This window comes from Microbacterium sp. FW305-3-2-15-F-LB2 (assembly GCF_058787255.1).
This window is the reverse complement of record NZ_JBYSZO010000001.1, coordinates 967480-993931: the sequence shown is the minus strand read 5'-3', so window position 1 is coordinate 993931 and position 26452 is coordinate 967480. Positions and strand designations below refer to the sequence as shown.

The 26452-nt window shown below is 71.0% G+C and carries 30 protein-coding genes; 16 read left to right on the top strand and 14 right to left on the bottom strand.

Annotation, left to right across the window (positions count from 1 at the left end; translation table 11 throughout):
* Both AC3WLZ_RS04730 and AC3WLZ_RS04725 read left to right on the top strand, forming a co-directional pair.
* Positions 1-342, top strand: coding sequence for a hypothetical protein (locus AC3WLZ_RS04730; protein WP_412923938.1), 342 nt, complete (start codon positions 1-3; stop codon positions 340-342).
* Positions 343-524: 182 nt separating this feature from the next.
* Positions 525-686 carry a hypothetical protein gene (locus AC3WLZ_RS04725; protein ID WP_412923937.1) on the top strand — a complete coding sequence of 54 codons (162 nt, stop codon included), beginning with the start codon at positions 525-527 and terminating at the stop codon, positions 684-686.
* A 22-nt stretch (positions 687-708) separates the two neighbouring features.
* Here the strand turns inward: AC3WLZ_RS04725 and AC3WLZ_RS04720 are convergent, their stop codons facing one another.
* The 3 genes from AC3WLZ_RS04720 to AC3WLZ_RS04710 form a co-directional block, all read right to left on the bottom strand.
* Positions 709-2190 (bottom strand): phytoene desaturase family protein, encoded by a 1482-nt coding sequence (locus AC3WLZ_RS04720; RefSeq protein ID WP_492469248.1) that lies wholly within the window; start codon positions 2188-2190, stop codon positions 709-711.
* Positions 2187-2690, bottom strand: a complete 504-nt coding sequence (locus tag AC3WLZ_RS04715; RefSeq protein WP_412923935.1) for an SRPBCC family protein — start codon at positions 2688-2690, stop codon at positions 2187-2189. Before AC3WLZ_RS04715 ends, AC3WLZ_RS04720 begins: the two co-directional genes overlap by 4 nt.
* Positions 2691-2824: 134 nt before the next feature.
* On the bottom strand, positions 2825-4006 hold the full coding sequence (locus tag AC3WLZ_RS04710; protein WP_412923934.1) for a sensor histidine kinase: 1182 nt from the start codon (positions 4004-4006) through the stop codon (positions 2825-2827).
* Between the two features lie 111 nt (positions 4007-4117).
* On the opposite strand from AC3WLZ_RS04710, the gene AC3WLZ_RS04705 reads away from it, so the two are divergent.
* A complete protein-coding gene (locus AC3WLZ_RS04705) occupies positions 4118-4393 on the top strand; it encodes a hypothetical protein (RefSeq protein WP_412923933.1) in 276 nt (91 codons plus the stop codon).
* A gap of 79 nt (positions 4394-4472) precedes the next feature.
* Here the strand turns inward: AC3WLZ_RS04705 and AC3WLZ_RS04700 are convergent, their stop codons facing one another.
* From AC3WLZ_RS04700 to AC3WLZ_RS04685, 4 genes are all read right to left on the bottom strand, one after another.
* Positions 4473-5798 (bottom strand): glycosyltransferase family protein, encoded by a 1326-nt coding sequence (locus AC3WLZ_RS04700; protein ID WP_412923932.1) that lies wholly within the window; start codon positions 5796-5798, stop codon positions 4473-4475.
* A 217-nt stretch (positions 5799-6015) separates the two neighbouring features.
* Complete coding sequence (locus AC3WLZ_RS04695) at positions 6016-6888, bottom strand: CPBP family intramembrane glutamic endopeptidase (protein WP_492469247.1); 873 nt, start codon at positions 6886-6888, stop codon at positions 6016-6018.
* Positions 6885-7604 (bottom strand): tRNA (guanosine(46)-N7)-methyltransferase TrmB, encoded by a 720-nt coding sequence (gene trmB / locus AC3WLZ_RS04690; protein ID WP_492469246.1) that lies wholly within the window; start codon positions 7602-7604, stop codon positions 6885-6887. The genes AC3WLZ_RS04695 and trmB overlap by 4 nt, the downstream gene beginning before the upstream one ends.
* A gap of 74 nt (positions 7605-7678) precedes the next feature.
* Positions 7679-8512, bottom strand: coding sequence for a DUF3097 domain-containing protein (locus AC3WLZ_RS04685; RefSeq protein ID WP_412923929.1), 834 nt, complete (start codon positions 8510-8512; stop codon positions 7679-7681).
* Positions 8513-8635: 123 nt separating this feature from the next.
* Here AC3WLZ_RS04685 and AC3WLZ_RS04680 point away from each other — a divergent pair, with 123 nt between their 5' ends.
* The 4 genes from AC3WLZ_RS04680 (at position 8636) to AC3WLZ_RS04665 (ending at position 12846) form a co-directional block, all read left to right on the top strand.
* Complete coding sequence (locus tag AC3WLZ_RS04680) at positions 8636-10675, top strand: TPM domain-containing protein (RefSeq protein WP_492469245.1); 2040 nt, start codon at positions 8636-8638, stop codon at positions 10673-10675.
* 92 nt (positions 10676-10767) lie between these two features.
* Positions 10768-11520 (top strand): PspA/IM30 family protein, encoded by a 753-nt coding sequence (locus tag AC3WLZ_RS04675; protein ID WP_412923927.1) that lies wholly within the window; start codon positions 10768-10770, stop codon positions 11518-11520.
* A 58-nt stretch (positions 11521-11578) separates the two neighbouring features.
* Positions 11579-12394 carry an arginase family protein gene (locus AC3WLZ_RS04670; protein ID WP_412923926.1) on the top strand — a complete coding sequence of 272 codons (816 nt, stop codon included), beginning with the start codon at positions 11579-11581 and terminating at the stop codon, positions 12392-12394.
* Entirely contained in the window at positions 12391-12846 is a 456-nt protein-coding gene (locus AC3WLZ_RS04665; RefSeq protein WP_412923925.1) for a Fe-S oxidoreductase, read from the top strand. The genes AC3WLZ_RS04670 and AC3WLZ_RS04665 overlap by 4 nt, the downstream gene beginning before the upstream one ends.
* Positions 12847-12855: 9 nt before the next feature.
* Here the strand turns inward: AC3WLZ_RS04665 and AC3WLZ_RS04660 are convergent, their stop codons facing one another.
* From AC3WLZ_RS04660 to AC3WLZ_RS04650, 3 genes are all read right to left on the bottom strand, one after another.
* Positions 12856-13320, bottom strand: a complete 465-nt coding sequence (locus AC3WLZ_RS04660) for an SIP domain-containing protein (RefSeq protein ID WP_492469244.1) — start codon at positions 13318-13320, stop codon at positions 12856-12858.
* A gap of 81 nt (positions 13321-13401) precedes the next feature.
* On the bottom strand, positions 13402-14109 hold the full coding sequence (locus AC3WLZ_RS04655; RefSeq protein WP_492469243.1) for a tyrosine-protein phosphatase: 708 nt from the start codon (positions 14107-14109) through the stop codon (positions 13402-13404).
* Complete coding sequence (locus tag AC3WLZ_RS04650; RefSeq protein ID WP_412923922.1) at positions 14109-14621, bottom strand: carboxymuconolactone decarboxylase family protein; 513 nt, start codon at positions 14619-14621, stop codon at positions 14109-14111. The genes AC3WLZ_RS04655 and AC3WLZ_RS04650 overlap by 1 nt, the downstream gene beginning before the upstream one ends.
* A 124-nt stretch (positions 14622-14745) precedes the next feature.
* On the opposite strand from AC3WLZ_RS04650, the gene AC3WLZ_RS04645 reads away from it, so the two are divergent.
* From AC3WLZ_RS04645 to AC3WLZ_RS04610, 8 genes are all read left to right on the top strand, one after another.
* Entirely contained in the window at positions 14746-15663 is a 918-nt protein-coding gene (locus tag AC3WLZ_RS04645; RefSeq protein WP_492469242.1) for an alpha/beta fold hydrolase, read from the top strand.
* A gap of 124 nt (positions 15664-15787) precedes the next feature.
* Positions 15788-17299, top strand: coding sequence for an ABC transporter substrate-binding protein (locus AC3WLZ_RS04640; protein WP_412923920.1), 1512 nt, complete (start codon positions 15788-15790; stop codon positions 17297-17299).
* Positions 17296-18246: an ABC transporter permease gene (locus AC3WLZ_RS04635; RefSeq protein ID WP_412923919.1), complete on the top strand. Its 951-nt coding sequence runs from the start codon at positions 17296-17298 to the stop codon at positions 18244-18246. The genes AC3WLZ_RS04640 and AC3WLZ_RS04635 overlap by 4 nt, the downstream gene beginning before the upstream one ends.
* Positions 18243-19112, top strand: coding sequence for an ABC transporter permease (locus AC3WLZ_RS04630; RefSeq protein WP_412923918.1), 870 nt, complete (start codon positions 18243-18245; stop codon positions 19110-19112). Before AC3WLZ_RS04635 ends, AC3WLZ_RS04630 begins: the two co-directional genes overlap by 4 nt.
* Positions 19109-19927, top strand: coding sequence for an ATP-binding cassette domain-containing protein (locus AC3WLZ_RS04625; RefSeq protein ID WP_412923917.1), 819 nt, complete (start codon positions 19109-19111; stop codon positions 19925-19927). Before AC3WLZ_RS04630 ends, AC3WLZ_RS04625 begins: the two co-directional genes overlap by 4 nt.
* Complete coding sequence (locus AC3WLZ_RS04620) at positions 19924-20715, top strand: ABC transporter ATP-binding protein (RefSeq protein ID WP_412923916.1); 792 nt, start codon at positions 19924-19926, stop codon at positions 20713-20715. Before AC3WLZ_RS04625 ends, AC3WLZ_RS04620 begins: the two co-directional genes overlap by 4 nt.
* A 61-nt stretch (positions 20716-20776) precedes the next feature.
* Positions 20777-21835, top strand: coding sequence for a M4 family metallopeptidase (locus AC3WLZ_RS04615; RefSeq protein ID WP_412923915.1), 1059 nt, complete (start codon positions 20777-20779; stop codon positions 21833-21835).
* Positions 21822-22142, top strand: a complete 321-nt coding sequence (locus AC3WLZ_RS04610; protein ID WP_492469241.1) for a protealysin inhibitor emfourin — start codon at positions 21822-21824, stop codon at positions 22140-22142. Before AC3WLZ_RS04615 ends, AC3WLZ_RS04610 begins: the two co-directional genes overlap by 14 nt.
* Before the next feature lie 17 nt (positions 22143-22159).
* Here the strand turns inward: AC3WLZ_RS04610 and AC3WLZ_RS04605 are convergent, their stop codons facing one another.
* The 3 genes from AC3WLZ_RS04605 to AC3WLZ_RS04595 form a co-directional block, all read right to left on the bottom strand.
* Positions 22160-22771, bottom strand: a complete 612-nt coding sequence (locus AC3WLZ_RS04605; RefSeq protein ID WP_492469240.1) for a GNAT family N-acetyltransferase — start codon at positions 22769-22771, stop codon at positions 22160-22162.
* Between the two features lie 78 nt (positions 22772-22849).
* Positions 22850-23536, bottom strand: coding sequence for a uracil-DNA glycosylase (locus AC3WLZ_RS04600; RefSeq protein WP_492469239.1), 687 nt, complete (start codon positions 23534-23536; stop codon positions 22850-22852).
* Complete coding sequence (locus AC3WLZ_RS04595; protein ID WP_412923911.1) at positions 23533-24027, bottom strand: phosphoribosyltransferase; 495 nt, start codon at positions 24025-24027, stop codon at positions 23533-23535. The genes AC3WLZ_RS04600 and AC3WLZ_RS04595 overlap by 4 nt, the downstream gene beginning before the upstream one ends.
* A 79-nt stretch (positions 24028-24106) precedes the next feature.
* On the opposite strand from AC3WLZ_RS04595, the gene AC3WLZ_RS04590 reads away from it, so the two are divergent.
* Positions 24107-25594, top strand: a complete 1488-nt coding sequence (locus AC3WLZ_RS04590; RefSeq protein WP_492469237.1) for an MFS transporter — start codon at positions 24107-24109, stop codon at positions 25592-25594.
* A 13-nt stretch (positions 25595-25607) separates the two neighbouring features.
* Here the strand turns inward: AC3WLZ_RS04590 and AC3WLZ_RS04585 are convergent, their stop codons facing one another.
* Positions 25608-26390, bottom strand: a complete 783-nt coding sequence (locus tag AC3WLZ_RS04585) for an SDR family oxidoreductase (RefSeq protein WP_492469235.1) — start codon at positions 26388-26390, stop codon at positions 25608-25610.
* Positions 26391-26452 lie beyond the last annotated feature (62 nt).

Genomic DNA, 26452 nt, shown 5'->3' with positions numbered 1-26452 from the left:
ATGCCCGCGCACAGCACGAACTCCCTCCCGCCTCTCTCGGGTGCCCGCGTCATGTGGGCGAAGGTGGACTCGGGATTCTGGGTCGCTCACCGCGGCGGCGAGTACTACGGCTGCGTCGACAGCGTGAAAGGCGGGTTCGTCGCCCGCGACGCGCACGGCGTCCCGGTCGGGCGTTACGACACTCTCGAGGCCGCCAAGGCATCGCTGCGGTCCACCGGCGATCCGGTCAATCTCGCCCGCCGCGGGCGGACCGAACGCGCCACGATCGCCCTGGCCACGGCCGCCGGAAGCGCCGCCCTCGCGTTCGCCCTCACCGCCGGCGCGCTCGCGCCCTACCTGTGAACGCGATCCCGGTCATCGACCTCCGCGACGAGGCCGATGACATCGAGGATGCCGCGCGGGTCGAGTTCACGGAGCGTTACGGCGTTCATCCACTCTGATACGCCAGCCCCTGGACAGCGGGGAGGACGTGTGGCACCGTCGCTCGCGCCGCCGATCGTCGGCGCACCACGAAGGGAACTCCCATGAGCGAGCAGACCGGATCCGGCAGCCCCGACGGCGACGCGGCCCCCGACCCCGAATCGAACGGCGCGGGTTCGGAGTCCCCTGAGGAGGGCGCCGCCGCTCAGCAGGACGCCGACGAGGCTTCGGACACCAACAGCTCGCCCTCGGGCGAGATCGGCTGATCCACGACGTCGGATGTCACGATCACCGGGCCGTCGTCACGACCTGGTCGTCCCGCGGGGCGAGCCCCGGTCGCAGACGTGTGCCGAACTCGTGCCGCAGCGCGCTCAACGCCGCCTGCCAGCCCGCGAGACCGTGCACACCCGGGCCGGGGCTCGTCGATGAGGAGCACAGGTAGATCCCCGGCACCGGCGTGCGCCACGGATCGGGGCGCGGAACGGGTCGGCTGATCAGCTGCGTCAGCGACGGTGCACCCGCCGAGATGTCCCCGCCCGGGAAGTTCGGATTCCACGCGGCGATGTCCACGGACGTGCGCGACGACGTGGCCAGGATCGTGTCGCGGAACCCGGGCGCGAACCGTTCGATCTGCGCCACCACCGCCTCCTCGCGGTCGGCAGGACTCCCGGCGGGAACGTGGGTGTACGCCCACAGTACGTGGCGTCCCGCGGGCGCCCGGGTCGTGTCGAACAACGTCGGCTGCGACACCAGCACGTACGGTGCGTCCGGCAGTTCCCCGCGCACCACGGCGTTCTCGGCGGCGGCGATCTCCGCCCGCGTCCCGCCCACGTGCACGGTTCCCGACCGCGACACGTCCGGATCGGCCCAGGGCACCGGGTCCGAGAGCGCGAAGTCGATCTTCGCCACCCCACCGCCGTAGCGGAAGCGCTCGAGCGCGTGCCGGTAGGGAGCGGGCATCCGATCTCCCACCAATCCGACGAGAGCGCGAGGGGTGATGTCCAACAGCACCGCGCGGGCGGCCGGAAGCTGACGGAGGTCGGCGATGTCGACTCCCGTGTGCACGACTCCTCCGTGGGCCCTCAGATCGGCGACCATGGCGTCGGCGATCGACTGGCTGCCGCCGACGGGGATCGGCCACCCCCGCCCGTGCGCGTAGGTGGCGAGAACGAGGCCCGCGCCCCCGGCCGCGAGGCTCGGCTGCGCGAGGATCGAGTGCGCCGACACCCCCGTGAGCATCGAGGGAGCGACCTCGTCACGGAACCTCGCGTTCCACCACGGACCGCCTTGTTCCAGCGATCGGATGCCGAACAAGAACGCCGCGAGCGGGTCGCCCGGTACGCGGAGCAGGGCGTTGCCGGTGAAGTCGGCGACTCCACGCAGGTGGGAAACGAGGGGCCGGAGGATCCGCGCGTACGCCGCCCCGTCGCGGCCGAGCGCCTCCGCCGTACGGTCGAGGTCGCGGTAGGCCAGACCCGCACGTGCGCCATCCAGCGGATGGGCGAACGAGACCTCCGGCACCACGAAGGGCACGCGTTTGTCCAGACCGAACTCCCGGAAGAACCACGACTCCAGCGCGAGCGGATGCACGGCCGACCCCAGGTCGTGACGGAATCCCGGGAGGGTGATCTCCGCGGTCGAAGCCGCGCCGCCGAGTGAGGTATGGCGCTCGTTCAGGGCGACGGACAACCCGGCACGGGCGAGGGTGACGGCGGCGGCGAGGCCGTTGGGGCCCGACCCCACGACGATCGCGTCGTAGCTCTCGCTCATCGCTGGATCGGCTCCTTCTCCGCGGTCGACGCCTGGCCGATCGCGGAAGCACCCCCGGTCGTTCCCGGGGCTCCACCCTCGGCGAGGTACGCCAGACGGTGCAGCGTCTCGGCGTTGCGCCACCGCGTGATCGCGTCGAAAACCGCATCGGGGAGGAGCTTCGTCGGCCCGGTCACGGGCTCCTCCTGGAGACGGACCACGCACTGGTCGCCCCGCGCCTTGACATCGATGGAGACGCGGGCGATACCGATCGGACCCCCGTGCGGTTCCATGACCGCGCGGTACGGAGGATCCCACACGCGCATCACGGTGGTGTCATTGATGACAGCCGGCCAGGATCCGAACGAATGATGCAATTCCGAGCCCTCCTGCGGCCAGTTCTCGGCCACGTCCCGCATGCGCGACGCGCCCACGACCCACAGGGGATAGAGCCACCCGTTCGCCAGCACGCGGAACACCGCATCGGGCGGACAGTGCAGCAGGCGGACGTTCCGAGCCATGGGGGCAACCTTCGTGTCGCCGGACGCGGAGAACGGCGATGAGCCCGGACTCCCGACCGGATGCCTGCCACGTTACGGGCCCCCGCGCCAGCGGGTCACGGTGGTTGCGCGCGCGCACCGCGACCGTTAGACGATCACGCCGCCACGTCGGCCGGGAGGACGACCCAGGCACGGGTCCCCCCGGCGGGCGATCGGTCCAGCCCGATGTGGCCGCCATGTGCTTGAGCGATGCGCCGACACGTCGCGAGCCCGATGCCGAGACCCTGTACCTCGGCGTCGTGACCGCGCTGCATCGGCTCGAACATGCGGTCACGCAGCATCGGATCGACCGCCTCGCCGTTGTCGTCCACCAGGATGCGCCACCCGTCGGGCATCGCCTGCACCGTGACGAACACGTGCGGTGTCCGCCCCGCCGCCGAGGTGAACTTCACGGCGTTGGCGATGAGATTCTGCAACAGCACACGCAGCAGCGTGTCGTCGGCGCGGATCAATACCGAGGCATCCACGACGACCTCCGCTCCGACACCCACGACAGCCCCGTCGAGGTCTTCGAGCACTTCGTCGACGACCTCCCCCACGTCCACCTGAGTGAAGTGCGGTCGAGCACCGCCCATGCGCGCGAAGTCGAGGAGGTCGGTCACCATCGACGTCATCCGTGCCGCCGCCGACTCGGCTCGGGCCAGCGAGCGCGCGGCCCGCGGAGCACCGACCATCTCGGGGCTGTCGGCGGCGAGCTCGAGGAAGCCCGACAACGCGGTCAGGGGGTTCCGGAGGTCGTGGCTGACCTGTGTGGCGAACTGCTCGAGCTGCGAGTTCGACTCCGCCAGATCACGGGACAGTCGACGAAGTTCGAGCACGTCGATCACCTGGTGCGCGAGCAGATCGAGGGCGCGGGCGCTGGCATCCGAGAGTTCGCCGACCTCCTCGTCGAAGACGCACAGCGTTCCGATCGCCACCCCGGAGGGGGTGATGAGGGGGCTCGACGCATAGAAGCGGACGGCCGCGATCGCGCCCGTCACGAAGGCGTTGTCGCGGAACCGCGGATCCTCCCGCGCGTCCGGCACCACGACCCGGCGCGGGTCGACGAGCACCGCGGCGCACATCGAATCCTCGATGGAGCAGGACGCCGCTTGAACGCCCACCGCCGCGACCTGATGTTGGGCGCGGTCGTCGATGATGTTGATGACGGCGGTCGTGACGCCGCACACGGTCGCCGCGAGCTCCACCAGCCCCTGCAGATCGGGCTCGGGCAGGGCCCCGACGATGCGGTACTGGTCGATGGCTTCGCGGCGCGTGACCTCGTGAGCTGTGGACACGGCACTCCCTCGCGAATCTGTCCCCGCCCGAGCCTAGCCGCACGATTACACCCTGGCGCCGTCGATCGGTAGGCCCTCGCGGGACGGCACACAACCGTCGACGCTGGAGACATGACCCTCCCCACCCCCGAACCCCTCGACCCGCCCACCGCCCCGGGAACGCCGGGTACTCCCACGGTTCCGAGCGATCCTTCCCCCGCGGCCCCCGCCGAGCCCCTGGCGCCGAGCCCGGACGAGCCCACGGTCCCCCTTCCGCCCGAGCCCGCGACCGACCCTTCGGGGGCCGGCGAGGTCGATCAACCGACCGGGACCGCGGAACCGGAGGCGGACAACGCCGTGGAAGCGGACACCGTCAACGCCGTCGACCCGGGCGGAAGCCCGGACTGACCGGACGGAGAATAACGAAGGGGCGGGCACACGCGTGCTCGCCCCTTCGTGGTTCCGGAAACTCGGACCGCCGTGCGGCTTACGGGTTCCCGCGCGTCCAGAGCAACAGGATCGCGACGGCCTGCAGGACGATGCAGCCGACCAGGATGGCGGTGCGTCGCCGGGGCGTCGACGACCAGCGATCGTCGGCCGTCAGCGGAGCCATGGGCATGAGCAGACGGAACGTGCTCTGCTGCGGAAGGAAGACCGCGAAGATGTAGGTGCCGTAGCTGAAGGCGTAGGCGACGACGATGAGGCCCAGCCGCCGTACCGGACGCGACCACAGCAGCGCCGCGAAGGCGACGAGGAGCGCGATCACCAGGATGATGCCGACGACGCCCAGGTGCGTCCCGGCCTGACGGAACCACGGTGTGAACGGCGTGAATTCGTCGTTGCCGACGTAGTCGAGCCACCACCCGAGCTCGGTGCGGATGTAGGCGTTGTGCGTACCGGTGATGTACTGCGCGATGTGATTCCACGACAGGCCGGCGACCGCGATCGTGAGTCCCGTGGCCATGAGCGAAGCCCACTCGCGCACGGGGAACGGGTCGACGCGCCGACGGAAGAAACGCACGAGGAAGACGATGCCGAGGGCCAGACCGAGCGCGAGCACACCGGGACGCGTGTAGGCCGCGATGAGCCCGATCGGGAGGATCCAGAGGTATTTGCGCTGGAGAGCCAGCAGCATGCCGCTGAACATCAGCAGCATGAACAGGCCTTCGCTGTAGCCGAGCGCGAAGAGGAAGGACATCGGGCCGAACGAGAAAAACACGACCGACCACCAGGCCGCCCGCGGCTTCGTGACCGAGCGGAGGAGGCGGAACAGCACCCAGGTCGCACCGAGGCTCGCGGCGAGGCTGATCAGGACCGCGACCGGCTGCCAGCCGAGCCCCGTGGCGCCCGAGAGCGTCCGCACGAGGAAGGGGAAGACCGGGAGGAACGCCCAGTTGTTCGGCAGGATGTCGCCGGACACGTTCATCGGCAGCGACATGGGGTACCCCTGCGCAGCGATCTGACCGTAGCGGTCGGCGTCCCATCCGGTGAGGTAGTCGAAGAACGTGCCGAGGCGTTCGCTGTCGGGGCCGAACCCCCAACGGGCGGACTTCGCGATGGAGTAGAAACCCCACAGAAGGCCGAAGTTCACCACGCGGGCGATGCCCCACAGCAGCAGAACACGCGTGAACGAGCCGCGCTCGATCGGCTCGATGCCCTGCGGCGCACGCAGGACGTCTTCGCCGTACTGGCGAAGAGCCCGACCGGCGCGGGAGTCGAGCAGGCGTCGCCCGCGGTCGCGCAGCGGCGCAAGGCGATCGTCGGTGGGGGCCGGTCGTACCGTAGGGACCAGCTCGCTCGGCGGTGCGCTCACTCGGAACCTTTCACGGGGAGGAAGTGGGCTGCTGACGACGGTGTCCGGCCCGGACAGGTGCATTAGGGCAGATCGTACCGGATGCCCCCACCCCGTCTTCCCGGTTGACATTCAGGAAATCGCCTGGTCAGTGGCGTCGCCGACCCCGGCCGGACGGCGCGCACCGGCATCCTTCCTGCGCCCGGGCGGGGACCGGGGCGGATCGCGACGGCCGCCGTCAGACGAGGAAAAAGGACACGGCCCCGGGATTGTGGGCGTGGACGAGGACACCGAAGACGACGGCGTCGAAGAGCAGGTGCACCGTCACGATGTACCCCAGAGAGCGGGTGCGCAGGAACAGGAACCCCTGGATGAGAGCGAACGGGATCGTCAGCACTGGCCCCCAGGCCTGATAGCCGAGCTCCCACAGGAACGATACGAACACGATCGCCTGCAGCACGTTCGCCGTCACGTCGGGGAGGTGCCGCCGCAGTAGGACGAACACGGTGCAGACGAAGAACAACTCGTCCCAGATGCCGACGGCACCCACGCCGACGAACAGACGACCGATCAGCTCCGGCGTGTCGACGACCGGCCAGTTCATGTACACGCCCGACGTGACGAAGTAGAACGGCAGGATCAGCCAGCCGAGCACGATGACCCCGAGCAGCCACACCCACTGCCACCACGCCCATCGACCGCCTCCCCGCCAGGGGAAGCGGATCGCCCGATCTCGGAAGACGAAGCGAGAGATCACGTAGGGAAGGACGACGGCGCCCCCGAGCCCCAGCGTGAAGCGCACGAAGGCCGCATCGTCCAGCTCGGCCTTCAGCGGGATGAGGCTCACGACGCACTGACCGAGCGCGATGAGGAACACGTCGCGCGCGATGCTCGGCACGGGCTCGGCATCCCGGGCCGGCCGGATCGCGATGCCGCCGCGACGGTCGACGAGGATCGCGGATGCCACGGCGAGCGCCAGCACGATCCACCCGAGCCACACGACCTGGACGACGAACAGCACCGGAGCGGCCAGGCATACCAACGCCGCCGGCACGAGCGTGGGCGTCCAGGTACGGCGGACGTGCTCGGGTGCGGCGGCGTGGGCGGTCATGGCGCGAGCCGGGTGTACGTCAGATCGCGGATGTCTCGGCCGACGCGGAGCCCCTTGCGCTCGAAGGCGGTCAGGACCCGACCGTCGAAACGCTCGGCCCACTCCCCCGCGAAGGCTCGCTCGAATTCTGGGGCGTCGTCCAGGACGCCGCGCATCTGGTCGGCGTAGTCCTGCCAGTCGGTCGCGAGGCGCAGGGTGCCGCCGGGGACGAGAGCCTGTGCGGCGATCCGGGCGAACTCGGGAGCCACCAGGCGGCGCTTGGTGTGCTTCTTCTTGTGCCAGGGGTCGGGGAAGAACACCCACAGCTCGTCGACGGATGCCGCGGGCAGCATGTGCTCCAGGACCTCGGGCGCATTGGCCTCGACGAGACGCAGGTTGCGAAGTCCCTCTCGCTCGGCGTCGAGCATCGTGCGGGCCAGTCCCGCGGCGAAGACCTCGACGGCGAGGAAGTCGGCGTCCGGCCGCGCGGCCGCGGCCGAGACGATCTGGTGTCCCTGGCCGGATCCGATCTCCACGATCAGGGGCGCCCGGCGGCCCCAGACCTCGGCCGGGTCGATGGCGGATCCCGGGCGGACGCTCGTGGCCGCGGAATCCCGCTCCACCCGCAGCAGGTAGAACGGCGACAGCTCCGCCCACGCACGGTCCTGCGCCTCCGACATGCGGCCGCTGCGCCGGACGAACGACACCGGGCGATCGCGATAGACGGGGGTCTCCATGGTATCCAGGGTAGGCGAGCCGTCGCCGGGCTCCCCCTGATCGTCGCGCGACTGCTCGCGCGGTTTCCGGCCGCTCACGGGACCGTGACGAAGTCGATGAGCTCCTCGACGCGGCCGAGCAGCGCCGGCTCGAGGTCGCGGAAGGTCGTCACGCGCGACAGGATGTGCTGCCAGGCCCGGGCGAGGTCGGCCTGCTCCTCCGCGGGCCACCCCAGGGCGCGGCACACCCCCACCTTCCACTCGATGCCGCGCGGCACCTCGGGCCATGCCGCGATGCCGAGGGCCCGCGGCGTGACGCATTGCCAGACGTCGACGAAGGGGTGCCCGACGATGCGCACGTACGCGCCGTGGCGTCCCCGGGCGATCGTGTCGGCGATGCGGGATTCCTTGGAGTTCGGCACGAGGTGGTCGACGAGAACGCCGTACCGGCGCTCGGCGGTGGGGGGTTCGGCATCCAGTGTCTGTCCGAGGAGGTCGACGCCCTCGAGGAATTCGACGACCACGCCCTCGGCCCGCAGGTCAGCGCCCCATACCTTCTCGACCAGTTCGGCGTCGTGCTTGCCCTCGACGAGGATGCGGCTGGCCCGTGCCGTCCGGGCTCGCTGTTCGGGAGCGGCGAACGACCCGGAGGCCGTCCGTGTGCGCCCCTTCGGGGCTGCCGACGGTGCCACGAGCACCACCGGTTCGCCGTCGACGAGGAACCCTCCGCCGAGCGGGAACAGGCGGCGCTTGCCGAGCCTGTCCTCGAGCTCCACGTGCATGCCGTCGATGCGGGTCACCGCTCCGCAGAACCCGTCACCGGCGACCTCGACCACGAGATCGGCGGATGCCGCGACCTGAGCCGCCTTCTTGCGGCCCGCCTCGCGCCATCCGCGGGCGAGTACATCCGTTCCGTAGCGATCGTCCATGGGGCTCCCTCCGAACGCACGAGCCTATGCGGCGCGCGCGTGCGCTGAGGGCGGACGCGCCGAACCTTCCCCGGTGTCCACGGCCCTTTATAGAGTGGGGTCCTCAGCGCCGAAGGGGAATGCATGCGAAAGCCGAAGGCGGCGACGATCATGGCGGGTTTCGTGGTCGCGGCGGTGTCCGTCCTCGGTCTCGGCGTTCCCGCGTGGGCCGTCCCACCACCCTCGCTCGGGTCGAGCTACGTCCTCGATCAGGCCGACGTGCTCACCAACGCGCAAGAAGCCGAGGTGCAGACGCGGCTGCTGCGCCTATCGGATCAGACCGGGCTCGATATGTGGGTGGTGTTCGTCGACGACTTCACCGAACCGGTGAGCGCCGCGGATTGGGCGAACGAGGCCGCCAACCGCAACAACCTCGGTCCTCATCAGTACCTCTTGGCGGTCTCGGTCGATGGCCGCGCCTATTACCTCTCCGGCGACGTCGATGACGGGGCCCTGACGGCGGATCAGCTCGCCGCGATCGAGCAGGAACGGGTCCAGCCCGCCCTCGCGGCGGGTGACTACGCCGGCGCGGCGGATGCCGCCGCGACCGGGATCACCGCCGCCGCGCGCGAGGCCCAGCCCGCTCCACCGCCCACCCCGGCCGGTAGCGGTCCCAACGTCTCGCTCATCGCCCTGGTGGTGTTCCTCATCCTGGCGCTCGTCGGCGGGCTGGTGTGGCTGTGGCTGCGGCGCCGCCGCGGCGCCACCGCCACCGGCGCGCCCCCGACCGAGAGCCTCGACGACCTCGCGCGTCGCGCCGGCTCCGCCCTGGTCGCGACGGACGACGCCATCAAGACCAGCGAACAGGACCTCGGCTTCGCCCGGGCGCAGTTCGGTGACGCGGCGGCATCCCCCTACTCCGAGGCCCTCGCGCAGGCGAAGGCCGACCTCGAGCGCGCGTTCACGATCTCGCAGCAGCTCGACGACGACGTCCCCGAGACGGCGGACCAGAGACGTGCGGGGTACGTGGAGATCCTCCGCCTCTGCGCTACGGCGGACGAGACGCTGGATGCCAAGGCCGCGGCGTTCGATGAGCTCCGCGCCCTCGAATCCGACGCACCCGGAGCCCTGGCGAGGGCTCGAGAGAGGCACGGGGCTGCGCGCTCGGCGTTGGAGGGCGCCGACCGAGATCTGGCGGCGCTCCGGGAGCGGTACGCCGACGACGCCCTCGTCACCGTGAACGACAATCCCGCCCAGGCCCGCGCGCGGCTCGACCTGGCCGCGCAGCAGTTCACCGCCGCCGATGCGGCCGTCGCCGCCGGATCGAACGGGGAGGCCGCGGTCGCGATCCGCGCCGGCGAAGCGGCCGTCGCCCAGGCCGAGGGTCTCGAGAGGGCCATCGGCTCCCTCGCGGCCGACCTCTCGTCTGCCGAGACGCGGGCAGCCGACCTCATCGCCGAGGTCGAGGGCGACCTCGCGGCCGCGTCGGCTCTGCCTGACAGCGACGGCCGCATCGCGGGGGCCATCGCGACCGCGCGGACACAGCTGGATGCCGGACGCGCCGCGTTGACACCCCCGCGCACGGCCCCGCTGCGCGCCCTCGCCGCGCTCGACCAGGCCAACACCGCGATCGACGCGGTGCTCACCGCCGCCCGCGACGAGTCCGAACGCCGACGGCGCGCCGAGTCGCAACTCGACAGCGTCCTCGCCCAGGCGCGCGCGCAGGTGACCGCCACCGAGGACTTCATCTCCGCTCGCCGCGGCGCCGTCGGGCCGACCGCCCGGACACGGCTGGCCGAAGCCGGGGCGGCTCTCGTCCAGGCCGAGCAGTTGCGCGCCGCCGACCCGGCCGCCGCCCTCCCGTTCGCGCAACGCTCCGCCGATCTCGCGGCCCAGGCCGCATCCCTCGCGCAGAACGACGTCGGCGCCTTCGGCGGCACCCGCGGCGGGGGCGGCGGCGGTGACATGATGGGGGCCATCCTCGGCGGCATCGCCGTCAACGCGATCCTCGGGGGGTCGCGTTCGCGCGGCGGATTCGGCGGTGGCGGAGTGGGCGGCCTGGGGGGCATGCTCGGAGGCATGGGCGGCCTCGGGGGCGGCTCACGCTCGTCCGGCTCCTCGGGTCGCTCGCGCGGTTCCTCGTCGGCCGGGTCGCGTTCACGTCGCGGAGGGGGTCGATTCTGACGCTCGCCCCGCGGCCCGCAACGGCCGTCACAGACAACTCGTAGAAACCGGCACCAGACTCGACAGTGTCGCCCCAGGAAGGAAAACCCCGCATGGCCAAGCAGTCCATCTTCGGTCGCATCTCGACCCTCGTCCGCGCGAACATCAATGCGCTCCTCGACCAGGCCGAGGACCCGCAGAAGATGCTCGACCAGCTCGTCCGCGACTACTCCAACTCCATCGCCGACGCCGAGTCGGCCATCGCCGAGACCATCGGCAACCTGCGTCTTCTCGAGCGCGACCACCAGGAAGACGTCCAGGCGGCCGCCGAGTGGGGGAACAAGGCCCTGGCCGCCAGTCGCAAGGGCGACGAACTGCGCGCCGCCGGCAACGCCGGCGAGGCCGACAAGTTCGACAACCTGGCCAAGATCGCTCTGCAGCGCCAGATCAGCGCGGAGAGCGAGGCGAAGTCCGCCGAGCCCACGATCGCCTCGCAGACCGAGGTCGTCGACAAGCTCAAGGACGGCCTCAACGGCATGAAGGCCAAGCTCGAGCAGCTGCGGTCCAAGCGCAGCGAGCTGCTGGCGCGCGCCAAGGTCGCCGAGGCGCAGAACAAGGTGCACGACGCGGTGAAGTCGATCGATGTCCTCGACCCGACGAGCGAGCTCGGCCGGTTCGAAGACAAGATCCGCCGCGAAGAGGCCCTCGCGGCCGGCAAGCAGGAACTGGCCGCCTCGAGCATCGACGCGCAGTTCAATGCGCTCGAAGACGTGGGTGAGCTGACCGAGGTCGAGGCGCGCCTGGCCGCGCTGAAGACCGGCGGCCCGCAGCGCGCCGCCATCGACGCGCCGAGCCCCGACCTCTGATCGACCGGGAGCGCACCGCCTCCGAGGCGGTGCGCTCCTCCTCTCCGACAGGCAGGCCATGACGCGTTTCGTGATCGCCCCGCAGTGGCAGGGCTCGTCGTCCTCGCGCGCGATGCAGCTCATCGACGGCGCCGAAGCCATCGCCGGTGATCTTCCCCGCGCCGCGACCACGACCGTCGAGGTTCCTTCCGAGGCCGGCGATGCCCAAGGCACCCGGGTGCTCCGCGCGAGCGCGCTCGTCCGCATGCGCGAGCGCATCCGTGACGCCGTCGCCGGGGTGACGGGTGAGCACGCGGTGACGATCGGCGGGGACTGCGGTGTCGCGCTCGGAGCGGTGTCCGCGGTCGCCGCTGACGACGTCGCGATCGTGTGGATCGACGCGCACGCCGACCTGAACACCCCGGAGTCCTCCCCCAGCGGCGCGTTCCACGGCATGGTGCTCCGAGCGATCCTCGGTGACGGCACCGACCTCCTGCGCCTGAGCCCCGGCATCCCCTCGTCCCGCGTCGTCCTGGCGGGTACTCGCGCATTGGATGCCGAGGAGCAGCGGTATGTCGACGAGCACGGGATCCGCGTGATCACCGCGGCGGAGCTGTCGGAGCCGGAAGCCCTCGCCGATGCCGTCGCCGCAACGGGGGCGTCGCGGGTCTATGTGCACCTCGACCTCGACGTACTGGACCCCGCGGAGATCGCGGGGGTCGCCCTCCCCGAGCCGTTCGGAGCTCGGGCGACCGACGTCGCGGCATCGATCCGCCGCCTCCGGGAGCGGCTGCCGCTGGCGGGTGCGACGATCACGGAGTTCTCCCCCGCCTCGCCCGCCGCCGCCGTCGACGACCTCGGCACCATTCTCCGCCTCATCGGGGCGCTCGCGTGAGCCCCATCCCCCGGCCGCCCGAGGGATGGCGAGAGCGTGCCGATCGAGCCGTCGCGCGAGGTCGTCGCATCGACCGGTTCATCCCCGCAGTCCTGCTCGACTCCCCCGTCAGCCGGGTCGGCTTCTGGTACGGCCGCACGGTCGGCTGGGTATGGGGCTCGGTGTGGAGCACCGGTCGCATCGAACGGAGGAACGGCCTGTGGGTGTTCCGGGGTCTCCCGGCGTGGGCCTTCCCTCGCGGCGGCGTCTGCGTGGGCGATTGCTTCCTCACCGGTGACGCGGCGCCCAGCGCCGCCGTGCTCCGCCACGAGGCCGTGCACGCCCGCCAGTGGCAGCGTTACGGCTTCCTCATGCCCCTGCTCTACTTCTTCGCCGGTCGCGACCCGTTGCGCAACCGCTTCGAGATCGAGGCCGGTCTCGTCGAGGGGAACTACGTCCCGCGCGGAGCGTGAAACGCGCCGTCAGCGAGCGGTGGCGAGACCGAAGCGTTCGGGGGTGTGGATCGCGGTCGCGTCGACACCGTGGCGCGACGTGAGCTCGTCCACGATCTCGGCCGTGCCCAGGTAGCCGCCCGTGAGGAAGATCCGCGTGGCGTCGTCGTCGCAGCACAGCATCTCGCCGGCCCATCCGGCCACCGCGCGGGTCAGGGCCTGGCCGGGCGCACACACACGGCCCGTCCCCGGGGCACCTGCGCGGCGCGAACGGTCGAGCCACGTGACGGTCATGCGGGCCGGGGCGGCGATCGTCGTGATCCACGACGCGTCCGGGACCTCGACGAAGATGCGGCCGGTCGAGCAGATCGGCAGCGTCGCCAGCAGCGCCTCCATCTCGGCGAGCGACGTCTCGTCGGCCGTGATGAGGTGCTGTGCGCGCGTGTGACGCGACGATCGGCAGGCGGCGGCGTTGTGCTCGGCGGAGATGGACATGATGGCATCCACTATACCCTCGACCAAGGGTTGCCTAACCTGTGTTGCCGCCGTGGATCGATCGAGGGCGAGAGCGAGACATCACTCGATCAGGGCGGCTCGCAAACGCTCGAGTTCGGCCTCGGTCAGGCCGTGCGCCCGCAGGAAGGCGGCGGGCGAGCCGTACTCGGCATCCAGGGTCTCCAGGAGCGCGCGCATGACCGGTGCGGGTGATCGCGTCGCGAGTTCCTCCGCGTGCCGGTTCTCGGGGTGCAGTGCCCGGATGCCGGCCACCACCTGACGATTGCGCGCGGCGGGGAGGAGACCCTCCGTCCGCGCGTAATCGTCCACGACGGCGTCGCGGTCGACACCGACCGCGGCGAGCGCGATGGCGACGGTGACGCCGGTGCGGTCCTTGCCAACCGTGCAGTGGACGAGCACGGGTTGCGCGTCCGCGATCCCCCTCACGGCGTCCGCGATGCGGGCGGCCGAGCCCTCGACGAGTTCGGCGTACAGCTCGCCCAGGCTCACGTCGCGCTCGAAGAACGACTCGACGGACCCCAGGAACAGCGGGACCCGTTGCACCTCGACGTCGAGCCCCTCGATGCGACTCGGCGCCCAGCGGACCTCGTCGTCGTCGCGGAGGTCGATGATGCGACGCAGCCCGAGGTCGGCGAGCGTCTGAAGCCCCGCCTCATCGACGTGGACGAGGTTGCCCGAGCGGTACAGCGCCCCGCTCCGGGTGCGACGGGATCCGGCGGGCAGGCCACCCACGTCGCGGAAGTTCGTCGCGCCCGAGACGAGGGACATTACGCGGTACCGCCGTGGTCGTGCGCGGTGGGGGTTTCGGACGCCGCCGCCGGCCGCGGCGGGACCGGGTAACGCCCCGCGATCGCGACGCGATTGAACGCGTTGATCGACACGAGCACCCAGCTGAGCGCCACGTACTCCGCTTCGCTCAGGATGCCGCCCGCCCGGTCGTACACGTCGTCGGGGATGCCGTCCTCGTGGATGAAGGTGAACGACTCGGTGAGCTCGAGGGCGGCGCGTTCCCGCTCGTCGAAGACCCCCGACTCGCGCCAGGTCGCGATCTGCGCGATGACATCGGCGTCGACTCCCGCCGCCACGGCGCGATCGACGTGGACACGGACGCAGTAGGCGCAGCCGTTCAGCTGCGAGGCGTGGATCTGCACGATCTCGCGCAGCCGGGCACCGATCCCGGCCGCGTCGGCGACCCCTCCGACGGCCTGGGAGAACGACCGCAACGCGGCATACGCCTCAGGAGCCTTCTTCGACAGATGCACGCGTCGTTCCTCGCCCATGGCCACAGCCTACGGCGGTGCTCGCGCGCAGGGACCGACCCCGGGCGCCGCATCTGCGCGGACCGAGGTGTCGCGCAGTTGCGCCGGGCTGGCGACCTCCCGGGCGCGATGACAGGCTGACGTCATGCCCGAGACCGACGAGTTCTCCTTCCTCCCCGCGCAGGCGGATGCCGCCGGCGTCGACATCCCGGTCGTCACCCGCGTGAGCCTGACGCTCCCCGACGGCCGCACGCTCAGCGGCCTGCGGTGGGGCGAGGCCCCGCCGGTCGTGACGTTCCTGCACGGCGCGGGACTCAACGCCCATACGTGGGACACCACGCTGCTGCACCTGGGCGAACCGGCCCTCGCACTCGACCTCGCCGGTCACGGCGATTCCTCGTGGCGAGAGGATGCCGCCTACGTCGGTCGTGTGCTCGCCCCCGACGTCGCGGCTGCGATCGAGGCCTGGACCGACCGACCGCAGGTGGTCGTCGGGCAGTCGCTGGGCGGACTCACGGCGGCAGCCCTCGCGGCATCCCGTCCCGATCTCGTCGCGAGGGTCGTGATCGTCGACATCACCCCCGGCATCGATCCGAGCGGAGGACCGGCGCAGCTCCGAGCCTTCTTCGCCGGCCCGACCGACTGGGCGAGCCGCGACGAACTGGTCGAGAAGGCGCTGTCGTTCGGGCTCGGCGGAGCACGTGAGGCCGCCGAACGCGGGGTCTTCCTGAACACGCGCGTGCGGGCGGACGGACGGGTGGAGTGGAAGCACCACTTCGCCCACCTGGCCGCCGCTGCGGCAGCATCGGGTGCCGACCTGGGCACCCCGGACGCCGTTCGCGCCGTCCTCGCGTCGACCGGGTGGGACGACATCGAAGCCACGCGCGCCCCGATCCTGTTCGTCCGCGGAGAGCGCGGTTTCGTCACGGCCGACGACGCCGACGAGTTGACCCGCCGCGCCCACGACGTCGAGGTCCGCGTCCTGGCGACCGGCCACAACGTGCAGGAGGAGGATCCCGCGACCCTCGCCGCGCTGGTGCGGGAGACGATCCCGCGCGACTGACACCGACGTCGCGGAGAGTCACACGCGGAGTCCCTCTCGGCGGGTGAAAGTAGGCTGGTCTCACCCCACTCCACGGCACCACAGCACCCGGATGCCGTGGGCCTTGCGAAAGGACACCCCCGCAATGCTGCGCCGAACCGCCGTCGCCACGAGCGCGCTCCTGATCGGAGCACTCCTGTTCACCTCGTGCACCGGCACGTCGACCGCGTCCGGCCCGACCGGCGCCCCCGACCCGAACGCCACGCTGACCGTCGGCCTTTCGCTCGAGCCGTCGAACCTCGACATCCGCCGCACCAGCGGCGCGGCCCTGGAACAGGCGCTGATCGACAACGTCTACCAGGGGCTCGTGACCCGCAACGGCGACGACGACAACGCCATCGTCCCCGAGCTCGCCACCGACTGGACCATCTCCCCCGACGGGCTCACCTACACCTTCACGCTGCGCCCGGGCGTAACGTTCCACGACGGCAGCGCGCTCACCGCCGACGACGTGGTGACCTCGCTGCAGACGGCGAAGGACGACGCGACGATCCAGAACAGCGCCGACCTCGCCGGCGTGGCATCCATCGCCTCTCCCGACCCGACCACGGTCGTCATCACCCTCGCGCAGCCGAACATCGACTTCCTGTTCGCCCTCACCGGTCGTGCGGGTCTGATCTTCAAGACCAACGACACCACCAACTTCGAGACCGCGACCAACGGGACCGGTCCCTTCACGGTCTCGGCGTGGAACACCGGTCAGAGCCTCACGCTCACCCGCAACGACGCCTACTGGGGCGACAAGGCGGGCGTGGCCGAGGTCGTCATCGACTACATCCCCGACCGCACCGCCGCGGTCAACGCGGCCGTCAGCGGAGATCTCGACGCGGCGCTCGAGGTCGATCCCGAGCTGCGGGGTCAGATCGAGGGCACCGGGAACTTCCAGATCGAATCGGGTCTGACCACGGACAAGGGCACACTCGCGTTCAACAACGCCCGCGCGCCCCTCACCGACCAGCGCGTCCGCGAGGCCCTGCGCCTGGCGATCGATCACCAGGCGCTCATCGACACCCTCGGCGCCGGCCAGCCGCTGTACGGCCCGATCCCGCCGCTGGACCCGGGCTACGAAGATCTCTCCGACAGCATCTCGTACAACCCCGACCGTGCGCGGGAGCTGCTCGCCGAAGCGAATGCCGAGAACCTGACGCTGACCCTCACGATCCCGAGCGTGTACCCGAGCTCGATCGCGACGTTCCTCGTCTCCTCGTTCGCCGACGTGGGTGTGACGCTGAAGGTCGATTCCGTCGACTTCCCGACGTGGCTGAAGAACGTCTACACCAACCATGACTACGACCTCAGCTTCGTGCGCCACGTCGAGGCGCGAGATTTCAGCAACTTCGCCAACCCGAACTACTACTTCGGATACGACAACCCGAAGGTGCAGAGCCTGTACGCGCAGGCCCTCGCCACGACCGACGAGCAGCAGTCGTCCGACTACTTGGCAGAGGCCGCCCGCATCGTCTCGGACGAGGATGCCGCCGACTGGCTGTTCCTCTCGACGCCGCTGACCGCCGTGGCGAACAACGTCCAGAACTTCCCGAAGAACTCCCTCAACGTGCGCCTGCCGCTGGCGGGCGTGACGGTCTCGTCGGAGTGATCCGCTACACGCTGACGCGGCTGGGCCTGCTCGTCCTGGGCCTGGCCGTGTCGAGCGTGCTGATCTTCTTCTCGCTGCGCGTCCTGCCCGGCGACGTCGCTCTGCTGATCGGTGGCACGCAAGCCACCCCCGACCAGATCGATGCGCTGCGCGAGAGCCTCGGCCTGACGCGTCCGCTCCCGCAGCAGTACCTCGACTGGATCGGCGGTGTGTTCCGGGGCGATCTCGGCACCTCGCTCGTGACGGGCGTGTCCGTCAGCGCAGAACTCGCCGACAAAGCCCAGGTCACCGTCCCGCTGGCGGCGATGTCGCTGACCGTCGCGCTCGCGGTCGGCCTTCCCTTCGGCGTGCTGGCGGCCCTGCGCCGGGGTCGCGCCGACGGCACGGCGCTGAACGTCGGCGCCCAGGCGCTGGCGGCGGTCCCGGTGGTGTGGGCGGGGATGATGCTCGTCGTGGTCTTCGCGGTCTGGCTCGGGTGGCTGCCCCCGCAGGGCTTCCCCCGCTCCGGGTGGGACGACCCGGCGGCGGCGTTCCGAGCGCTCGTCCTCCCGGCCGTCACGATCGGCGTCGTGGAGGGTGCGATGCTGCTCCGCTTCGTCCGCAGCGCGACGCTCCAGGCGATGGGCCAGGACTACGTCCGCACGGCCGCCGCGAAGGGGCTCACCCGCACGCGGGCGCTCCTGAGCCACGGCCTCCCGAACGTCGGCCTCTCCGTGATCACCGTCCTCGGGCTGCAGATCGCCGGCATCATCGTGGGCGCGGTCGTGATCGAGCAGCTGTTCACCCTCCCCGGGGTCGGCCGCATGCTGGTCGCGGACGTCTCCGCGCGCGATCTGCCGAAGGTGCAGGGCGAGCTCCTCGCGCTCACCGGGTTCGTGCTCGTCGTCGGCTTCCTCGTCGACCTCGTGCACCGTTTCGTCGACCCGCGACAGAGGGAGGCCTCGTGAGGACGCTGCGTCGACTATGGGGAATCGGCACGGGGCGCTTCGGCATCCTGGTCGTCGTCGTGATCGCCCTCACGGCGCTGGTGTCGCTGGTGTGGACGCCCTTCGACCCGGCGAGCGTGGACGCCCGCTCCCGGTGGAGCGACCCGTCGTGGCCGCACGTCCTCGGGACGGACGGCAACGGCCGCGACATCCTGAGCCTGCTCATGGCGGGCGCGCGCACCACGGTGGTCGTGGCCGTCGGCGCGGGGATCGTCGCCTCGCTCCTGGGCCTCGCCCTGGCCGCGCTGGGTGCGCTGACGGTGCGATGGGTGCGCGAGAGCGTCGCGGTGCTCGTGGACATCCTGGTCGCGTTCCCGGTCCTGATCATCGCGATGATGATCTCCGCGGTGTGGGGCGGCTCGCTCGGCGTGGTGATCTTCTCGGTCGGCATCGGCTTCGGCGTGAACATCGCGCGGGTGACCCGGCCGGAACTGCGCCGCGTCCTCCAGAGCGACTTCGTGCTGGCCGGTCGCGCGAGCGGGCTGAGTCCGCTGCAGAACCTCGTCCGACACCTCCTCCCCAATGTCGCCCCGGTGTTCATCGTTCAACTGTCGTGGGGCATGGCGGTCGCGGTGCTCGCCGAGGCCGGACTGTCCTACCTCGGGTTCGGCGCCCCGATCACACAACCGTCGTGGGGCGTGCTCCTCAGCGACCTCCAGGCGTACATCTCGGTCCACCCCCTCACCGTCGTATGGCCGGGCCTGGCGATCACCCTCACCGTGCTCGGCCTGAACCTCCTCGGCGACGCGCTGCGCGATGCCGCCGATCCGACACTCTCCGAACGCGCTCCGCAGGCCCGGACGCATGTCCCGGGGGTGGTCGCGTGAGCCTCGAGGTCGAGAATCTGCGCATAGAGGTGGGCGGACGAGCGGTCGTGGACAGCGTGAGCTTCGCCGTTGCGGACGGGGCCCGTGTGGGACTCATCGGCGAGTCGGGGTCGGGCAAGTCCCTCACGGCCCTGGCCGTCCTGGGGCTCCTCCCGGATGCCGCGACCGCCAGCGGGAGCGTCCGATGGAACGGTCGCGAGATCCTGGGCCTGCCCGACCGTGAGCTCGCCCGGCTCCGCGGCGACGAGATCGGCATCGTCTTCCAGGAACCGCGAACCGCGCTGAACCCCATCCGCACCGTGGGACGTCAGATCGGCGAGTCCGTCCGCATCCACGAGGGCGTCTCGCGGCGCGAGGCCCTGCGTCGCGCCGTCGCGGAGGCGGAACGCGTCGCCCTCCCCGATCCCGAGCGCATCGTCGCGCGCTACCCGCACCAGCTCTCCGGTGGGCAGCGCCAGCGGGTGGCGATCGCGATGGCCCTCGCCAGCCGCCCCCGCCTTCTGATCGCCGACGAACCGACCACCGCCCTCGACGTGACGATTCAGGCCGGCATCCTGTCTCTCCTGCGCTCCCTGGTTCAGGATGCCGGGATGTCATTGGTCTTCATCACGCACGACCTCGCCGTCCTCGCGCAGGTCGCGACGCACGCCGTCGTCCTCGAACACGGTCGCGTCGTGGAGCAGGGGGCGGTCGAGGATCTGCTGCGATCGCCGACCTCGCCGGTCACGCGAGCGCTGTTGCGGGATGCCACGGCGACGCTGTGGCATCCGGAGATCGCGCACGACGCGACGGACGGGGACGAGGGCACCGGATGAGCGACGTGATCGTGCACACCCGGGGGCTCTCCCGGACGTACCTGACACCCCGGACGCGCGGATTCGGCGGCGCCGAACGCACCGTCGGCCTGCAGGACGTCGACCTGTCGGTTCGGGCGGGGTCGGCCGTGGGCATCATCGGCGAGTCCGGGTCGGGGAAGTCGACCCTGGTGCGTCTGATGCTCGGCCTGGACACCCCCACGGCCGGCACCGTCGAGGTCGACGGCCGCGAGGTGAAGGCGCACGGCTCGGCGCGGTCGTTGCACTGGCTGCGGCGGAGCACCGGGATCGTCTTCCAGGATCCGTACGCATCGCTGGATCCGCGGATGAGCGTCGGCCGCATCGTCGGCGAGCCCCTGTGGGCGCTGGGGATCGAGGGCGATCGGCGGGCGCGGGTCCGCGAGGTGCTCGCACAGGTCGGGCTCGAGCAGGACGCGGCCGAGCGCTTTCCGCACGAGTTCTCGGGCGGTCAACGCCAGCGCATCGCTCTCGCCCGCGCGATCGTGCACCGGCCGCGCATCCTGGTCGGCGACGAACCGCTGTCGGCCCTGGACGTCACCGTGCGCGCGCAGATTCTCCGACTCCTCGACGAGCTGCGCGCCGAGCAGCAGCTCACGCTCGTGCTCGTCTCGCACGACATCGGCGTCGTGCAGAGCGTGTGCGACGAGGTGGTCGTCATGAAGGACGGCCGCGTCGTGGAACAGGGACCGACCGAGAAGGTGCTCCTCCAACCGCAGGCGGCGTACACGCGCCAGTTGCTCGCATCCGTGCCGACTCTGCCCGCCTGACACCGGACGCCTCCTTCCACAAGGGATCCTCGGTGTCGGTGGCCGGCGCTAACCTCGCCCCATGACCCCCGGCATCGTTCCCCCGTTCCTCCTCGATCGGCTCGCCTCCACCGACGATCCGCGCCTGGCTCGCGCGGCCGCCGCGGCGCGGAAGACCCTCGCCGTCCCTCGTCCCGACCGCCGATCCCGGACGCGCCTGCAGCTCTCCATCGACGGTGACGCCCTCGTCGCCGAGGCCGTTCCCGCACCGGATCGTGTGATCTCGGATGCCGGGAACACCGAGCGTCTGCCCGGCCGCCGCGTGCGCACCGAAGACGATGCGCCCACCGGAGACCGCTCCGTCGACGAGGCCTACGACGGCCTCGGCTCGACCTACGACTTCTTCTGGGATGCCTTCACGCGCGACGGAATCGACGGCGCCGGCGGCTCGTTGCTGGCCACCGTCCACTTCGGAGACGATTACGACAACGCGTTCTGGAACGGCGAGCGCATGGTCTTCGGCGACGGCGACGGCGACGTCTTCATCGGCTTCACGCGGTCGCTCAGCGTCATCGCCCACGAGCTCGGACACGGTGTCACCGAAGCCTCCGGAGGGCTCGACTACCAGGGGCAGTCGGGCGCGCTGAACGAATCGCTGTCGGACGTCTTCGGCGTGCTCGCCGAACAGCACGCGCTCGGGCAGACCGCCGAGCAGGCGAGCTGGCTGGTCGGAGCGGGCATCTTCGCCGACGACGTCCAGGGCGTCGCGCTGCGATCCATGGCCGCCCCGGGGACCGCGTACGACGACGACGTCCTGGGCAAAGACCCTCAGCCCGGGCACATGCGCGACTACGTCGAGACGTCCGACGACAACGGGGGCGTGCACATCAACTCCGGCATCCCGAACCGCGCGTTCTTCCTCGCCGCCACGCGACTGGGCGGCTTCGCGTGGGAACGGGCCGGGCTCATCTGGTACCGAACCCTGACCGGCGGTTCCCTCACCCCCGCCGCCGACTTCGCGGCGTTCGCCGCCGCCACTCTCGCCACCGCGACGGCGGAGTACGGTGAGAAGTCGGAGGAGGTCGCCGCCGTCCGCGCCGCGTGGGCCGGAGTCGGCGTCGCGGAGGATGCCACAGCCTGACACCACCGACGGTCGATTCGTCATCATCGTGGTGCGATCGGGCGGCATCGCCGGTCTGTCCAAGCAATGGCGGACCGAACCCGACCCGAGTCGCGCCCCGCACTGGTGGAAGCTCGTCGAGAGCTGCCCCTGGGACGCTCCCCCACCCGCGGCATCCGGCGCCGACCGATACCAGTGGCGCATCGAGGTGAACCAGGGAGAGGCAGCCGTTCATCGTGCGCAACTGAGCGACACGCAGATCGAAGGCCCGTGGCGCGCGCTCATCGACGAGGTCCGGCAAGCAGCCCCGCCGCAGAAGAGGCGCTGATCCGACGGAGCGCCCGGTCAGCCGAACAGCCTCCGGCGCTTCTTCTTCGAGGGGATGCTCTTCTGCAGGTAGACCACGCCGAGCCACCGGCCGAACTTGAAACCGACGCGCCCCATCCGCCCCACCTCGGTGAAGCCGAGCTTCAGGTGCAGCGCGATCGACGCATCCGCGCCCTTGTCGCTGATCGCCGCCACCATCTCGCGGATCCCCTTCTCGGCGCACGCATCGATGAGCGCTTCCAACAGGGCTCGCCCGAGCCCCTTGCCGGAGGCCGCCTGTCCGAGGTAGATGGAGTTCTCGACGGTGTAGCGGTAGGCCGACTTGGACTGCCACGGTTGCACCAACGCATAGCCGAGGACCTGTCCGCTCGGAGCCTCCGCGACGAGGAACGGCAGATCGAGCTGCTTCAACGTGGCGAACTTGTCACGCCACTTCGCGATCGTCCACGCTTTCTCGTCGAACGTCACGACCGAGTTGCGCACGTAGTAGTTGTAGATCTCGCGGATGTCGGGGATATCGGCCTCGGTGGCCGGCCGAATCACATACGAGAACGGCCGCTCCGGTTCGGGGGCGCGTCGCAGATGCACGGGCAGGCGCCGCCGACTCTTCTCGTACTCCTCTTCCAGCACCTCGCCACTCTACGGCGATGCCGGTTTCGGGCGAGTAACCGCCACGGCCGACGGCACGCGGCTCGACCCGCGCCGGGGTCAGGCGGGAAGACGCCAATCCACCGGTGCAGCCCCCTGCTTCTCGAGCGACGCGTTCACGCGCGAGAACGGCCGGGAGCCGAAGAACCCGCGACTCGCCGACAGCGGTGACGGGTGCGGCGAAGCCACGATCGCGGTGTCTCCCAGCAGGGGGGTGAGGCCGGCGGCATCCCTCCCCCACAGAATTGCGACGAGCGGCGTCTCGCGGGCGACGAGACAGCGGATGGCGTGTTCCGTGACGCGTTCCCACCCCCAGCCCCGGTGGGACGCGGGCGCGCCGGGCGCGACCGTGAGAACCCTGTTGAGCAGCATCACGCCCTGATCGGCCCACGCCGACAGGTCGCCGTGCGCCGCGGGAGCGATTCCGAGGTCGTCCGACAGCTCGCGGTAGATGTTCGCCAGGCTGCGAGGCAGGGGGCGCACGTGCGGGTCCACCGCGAAGGCCAGACCGATCGGGTGTCCGGGCGTCGGGTAGGGATCCTGGCCCACGATGAGGACACGCACCGCGTCGATCGGTGTGCGGAAGGCCCGGAGCACCAGATCGCCGGTGGGGAGGTACGCCTCACCCTCCGTCCGCAACCGCTCGCCGATCGCGGCGATGTCGCCCGCGACCGGCGCCAGGGGCTCGACCCACGTGGGGTGGATGAGACCGGCGTCGGCGAGTTCGGCGAGCGACTTCGCCGTCACGCGGCGTCTTCCTCGTGCACCGACCCCTGATGCGACCAGGGGAAGTCGATCCACAGCGAGGTGTCTTTCCACGAATAGTCGGGGACGATCACGGTGGTGGGTTTCGTGTAGATGACGGCCGAACGGGCCTCCGCACCATGACGGTCGAGCAACTTCACCGCGAGATCGAGCGTCCGGCCGCTGTCGGCGACGTCGTCGACGAGCAGGACGCGGCGGCCCTCCAGGTACGACAGGTCGAGCGCCGGCGGCAGCACCTCGGGAGCGTCGAGCACGGTACCGATGCCGGTGTAGAACTCCACGTTCAGGGCGCCGCAGTTCTTCACGCCCAGGCCGTAGGCGATGGCACCGCCGGGGAGCAGTCCCCCGCGCGCAATCGCGACCACCACCTCGGGGTGGAATCCGTCGGCGACGATGGCCCGGGAGATGTCGCGTGTCGCGGCCCCGAAGTCGTCCCAGGTGAGTCGCTCGCGCTCGTCGGTCGTTTCCGCCACGCGGATCCCCTCTCGTCTTGTGTCACTTCACCCTAGGGTGTCTCCCGAATGCCGCCCCGCGCGGTGCTAGCCTCGCGCCATGTCGCGCGTCTCCGGCGCGGTCGGTCGGGTGCGCGGGTCCGCGCTCGGGGTGACCGCGGGACTCATCGGGTGGTTCGTGCTGGTCGAGCTCGCCAGCGGCATCCTGCAGGGGTACTACGTCCCGCTGCTTCCCGACATCGTCGTGCACCTGGGTATCCGCGACGCCGACGTCAACTGGTTCGAGGCGGCCCAGTTGCTGCTCTCCGCGCTCGTCCTCCCGATCCTCGCCAAGCTCGGCGACGTCTTCGGGCACAAGCGCATCCTGCTGGTCTCGGCGCTCGCGACCGCGGCCGCCAGCTGGTGGCTGGTGTTCGCCGACACGTTCCCGACCTTCCTGATCGCCTGGGCTCTGCAGGGCTTCTACGTCGTGTGGCTGCCGCTGGAGATCGCTCTCATCTTCGATCGTGGACGTCGGCAGAGCCGAGGGGTCTCCCAGACCCGTCGCGCCGCGGGCCTCCTCGTCGTGGGTCTGCAGGTCGGCGCGATCCTCGGTGCCCTCACCGCGGGACGGCTCTTCACCGCCACCGGCGGAGACCTGCGTCTGGCGCTCACGATCCCCGCGATCGCCGTCACGCTCGTCTGCCTCGTGATCTGGCTCGGCGTCCCCGAGTCCGAACGGGCGCCGGGCGAACGGCGGCTCGATATCGGGGGCTTCGTTCTGCTCGCCGCCGCACTCCTGTGTCTGACCGGCGCGCTGTCTTTCGTACGCCTCCCGGAGGGTCCGGGCCTCCTCGTGATCGTGCCGCTCCTCGTGGTGGGCGCCGGCCTCCTCGTCGTGTTCGCGCGGTACGAACTGCGCCGCCCCGATCCGGCCGTCGACATCCGCGTCCTCCGCCGCCCGGAGATGTGGCCCGTCCAGGCGACCTCGTTCCTCGTCGGCATCAGCCTCCTGGGAGCGCAGGGACCCCTGGCGACCTATGCCGGCACGGATCGCTCCCTCGGGTACGGCCTGGGATTGGATGCCACCGACCGCTCGAACATCATCGGGGTCTATCTCGTCTCGCTGATCGTGGGCGCGATCGTCTTCGCCGTGACGTCCCGGCGGGCGAGTCCCCGCGCCGTCCTCATCGGCGCGGCCGCGCTCGTCGGCATCGGGTACCTGCTCCTGGTCCCCCTCCACGCCGAGCTGTGGCAGGTTCTGCTGTGCCTCGTGATCGCCGGTCTCGGCTCGGGCGCGCTCGTGGCCGCGATGCCGGCAGCCGCCGCGGCCGCCGCTCCCCGCGGGCAGACGGGTGTGGCATCCGCCCTCACGAACACGACCAAGACGGTCGGCGGCACGATGTCGTCCGCGGTGTTCGGGGTCGTCCTGGCCGGGGGTGCGGGGGCGGCCGTCGCGGCGACCGCTGCCCCGCTCGCCGGCTACATCACGGTGTGGTCGATCTGCGCGGCGGGCGGATTCCTCGCCGTCGTGCTCCTGCTGTTCGTGCCGAAGGTCGCCTTCGCCGACGCCCCCGAGTCCGCCGCCGCGGCCGGCGAGATCGCCTGAGGCCCGGGTCGGCTCAGCCCTGCGCGCCGCGCACGCGCAGGGGTCCGCGCGCGAGCAGGTGCTGCGCGGACTGCGCGACCGGTCGGACGGTCACCAGATCGAGATTGACGTGTCCGGGAGCATCGAGCGCGTACACGATGACATCCGCGACGTCCTCGGCGACGAGCGGCGCTTCGACGCCCTCGTAGAGCTGATCGGCGCTGGCCTGGTCGCCGCCGAGTCGGTTAAGGGTGAACTCCTCGGTCCGCACCATTCCGGGGGCGATCTCGATCACGCGCAGCGGCTCGCCGTTCAGCTCCTGCCGAAGCGCTGCGACGAGCATCTGCTCTCCCGCCTTCGCCGCGTTGTAGCCCGCGCCGCCGGGGTAGGCCACCCGCGCCGCCGTCGACGTCACGAACAGCAGGTCGGCATACCCGTCGGCCTCGGCCGAGCGTCGCAGGAGCGGCAGGAGGGATGCCACGAGCCGCTGCGACGACAGCACGTTGGCCTCGAACATCCACCGCCAGTGCTCGGGGTCGCCATCCTCGACACGGTCGGCGCCCCGGGCGCCGCCGGCCACGTGCACGAGGGCATCGACACCCCCGGTCTCGTCCAGCCACCCGGCGAGGGTCGCGACAGCGTCGCCGTCGGTGAGATCGGCCACGTGCGCCACGACACCCGTCTCCGCCTCCAGCGCGGCGAGCCGCTCCGCGCGGCGGGCCACGCCCACCACGTCCCAGCCCCGCGCGCGCAGCTCCCGCGCGGTCGCCTCGCCGATCCCCGAACTGGCCCCGGTCACCACTGCGCGTCTCGTCATGGCATCCACGCTACCGGCGAGCGGTGACACGGGATCGCCGCGAACGTTACGGCGCGTGTCCA

What these genes read in the sequence shown, in the direction of transcription:
- AC3WLZ_RS04730 (WP_412923938.1), top strand. Translation starts at nt 1, where the DNA reads ATGCCCGCGCACAGCACGAACTCCCTCCCGCCTCTCTCGGGTGCCCGC.
- AC3WLZ_RS04725 (WP_412923937.1), top strand. Translation starts at nt 525, where the DNA reads ATGAGCGAGCAGACCGGATCCGGCAGCCCCGACGGCGACGCGGCCCCC.
- AC3WLZ_RS04720 (WP_492469248.1), bottom strand. Translation starts at nt 2,190, where the DNA reads ATGAGCGAGAGCTACGACGCGATCGTCGTGGGGTCGGGCCCCAACGGC.
- AC3WLZ_RS04715 (WP_412923935.1), bottom strand. Translation starts at nt 2,690, where the DNA reads ATGGCTCGGAACGTCCGCCTGCTGCACTGTCCGCCCGATGCGGTGTTC.
- AC3WLZ_RS04705 (WP_412923933.1), top strand. Translation starts at nt 4,118, where the DNA reads ATGACCCTCCCCACCCCCGAACCCCTCGACCCGCCCACCGCCCCGGGA.
- AC3WLZ_RS04695 (WP_492469247.1), bottom strand. Translation starts at nt 6,888, where the DNA reads ATGACCGCCCACGCCGCCGCACCCGAGCACGTCCGCCGTACCTGGACG.
- trmB (WP_492469246.1), bottom strand. Translation starts at nt 7,604, where the DNA reads ATGGAGACCCCCGTCTATCGCGATCGCCCGGTGTCGTTCGTCCGGCGC.
- AC3WLZ_RS04685 (WP_412923929.1), bottom strand. Translation starts at nt 8,512, where the DNA reads ATGGACGATCGCTACGGAACGGATGTACTCGCCCGCGGATGGCGCGAG.
- AC3WLZ_RS04680 (WP_492469245.1), top strand. Translation starts at nt 8,636, where the DNA reads ATGCGAAAGCCGAAGGCGGCGACGATCATGGCGGGTTTCGTGGTCGCG.
- AC3WLZ_RS04675 (WP_412923927.1), top strand. Translation starts at nt 10,768, where the DNA reads ATGGCCAAGCAGTCCATCTTCGGTCGCATCTCGACCCTCGTCCGCGCG.
- AC3WLZ_RS04670 (WP_412923926.1), top strand. Translation starts at nt 11,579, where the DNA reads ATGACGCGTTTCGTGATCGCCCCGCAGTGGCAGGGCTCGTCGTCCTCG.
- AC3WLZ_RS04660 (WP_492469244.1), bottom strand. Translation starts at nt 13,320, where the DNA reads ATGTCCATCTCCGCCGAGCACAACGCCGCCGCCTGCCGATCGTCGCGT.
- AC3WLZ_RS04655 (WP_492469243.1), bottom strand. Translation starts at nt 14,109, where the DNA reads ATGTCCCTCGTCTCGGGCGCGACGAACTTCCGCGACGTGGGTGGCCTG.
- AC3WLZ_RS04650 (WP_412923922.1), bottom strand. Translation starts at nt 14,621, where the DNA reads ATGGGCGAGGAACGACGCGTGCATCTGTCGAAGAAGGCTCCTGAGGCG.
- AC3WLZ_RS04645 (WP_492469242.1), top strand. Translation starts at nt 14,746, where the DNA reads ATGCCCGAGACCGACGAGTTCTCCTTCCTCCCCGCGCAGGCGGATGCC.
- AC3WLZ_RS04640 (WP_412923920.1), top strand. Translation starts at nt 15,788, where the DNA reads ATGCTGCGCCGAACCGCCGTCGCCACGAGCGCGCTCCTGATCGGAGCA.
- AC3WLZ_RS04620 (WP_412923916.1), top strand. Translation starts at nt 19,924, where the DNA reads ATGAGCGACGTGATCGTGCACACCCGGGGGCTCTCCCGGACGTACCTG.
- AC3WLZ_RS04615 (WP_412923915.1), top strand. Translation starts at nt 20,777, where the DNA reads ATGACCCCCGGCATCGTTCCCCCGTTCCTCCTCGATCGGCTCGCCTCC.
- AC3WLZ_RS04610 (WP_492469241.1), top strand. Translation starts at nt 21,822, where the DNA reads ATGCCACAGCCTGACACCACCGACGGTCGATTCGTCATCATCGTGGTG.
- AC3WLZ_RS04590 (WP_492469237.1), top strand. Translation starts at nt 24,107, where the DNA reads ATGTCGCGCGTCTCCGGCGCGGTCGGTCGGGTGCGCGGGTCCGCGCTC.
- AC3WLZ_RS04585 (WP_492469235.1), bottom strand. Translation starts at nt 26,390, where the DNA reads ATGACGAGACGCGCAGTGGTGACCGGGGCCAGTTCGGGGATCGGCGAG.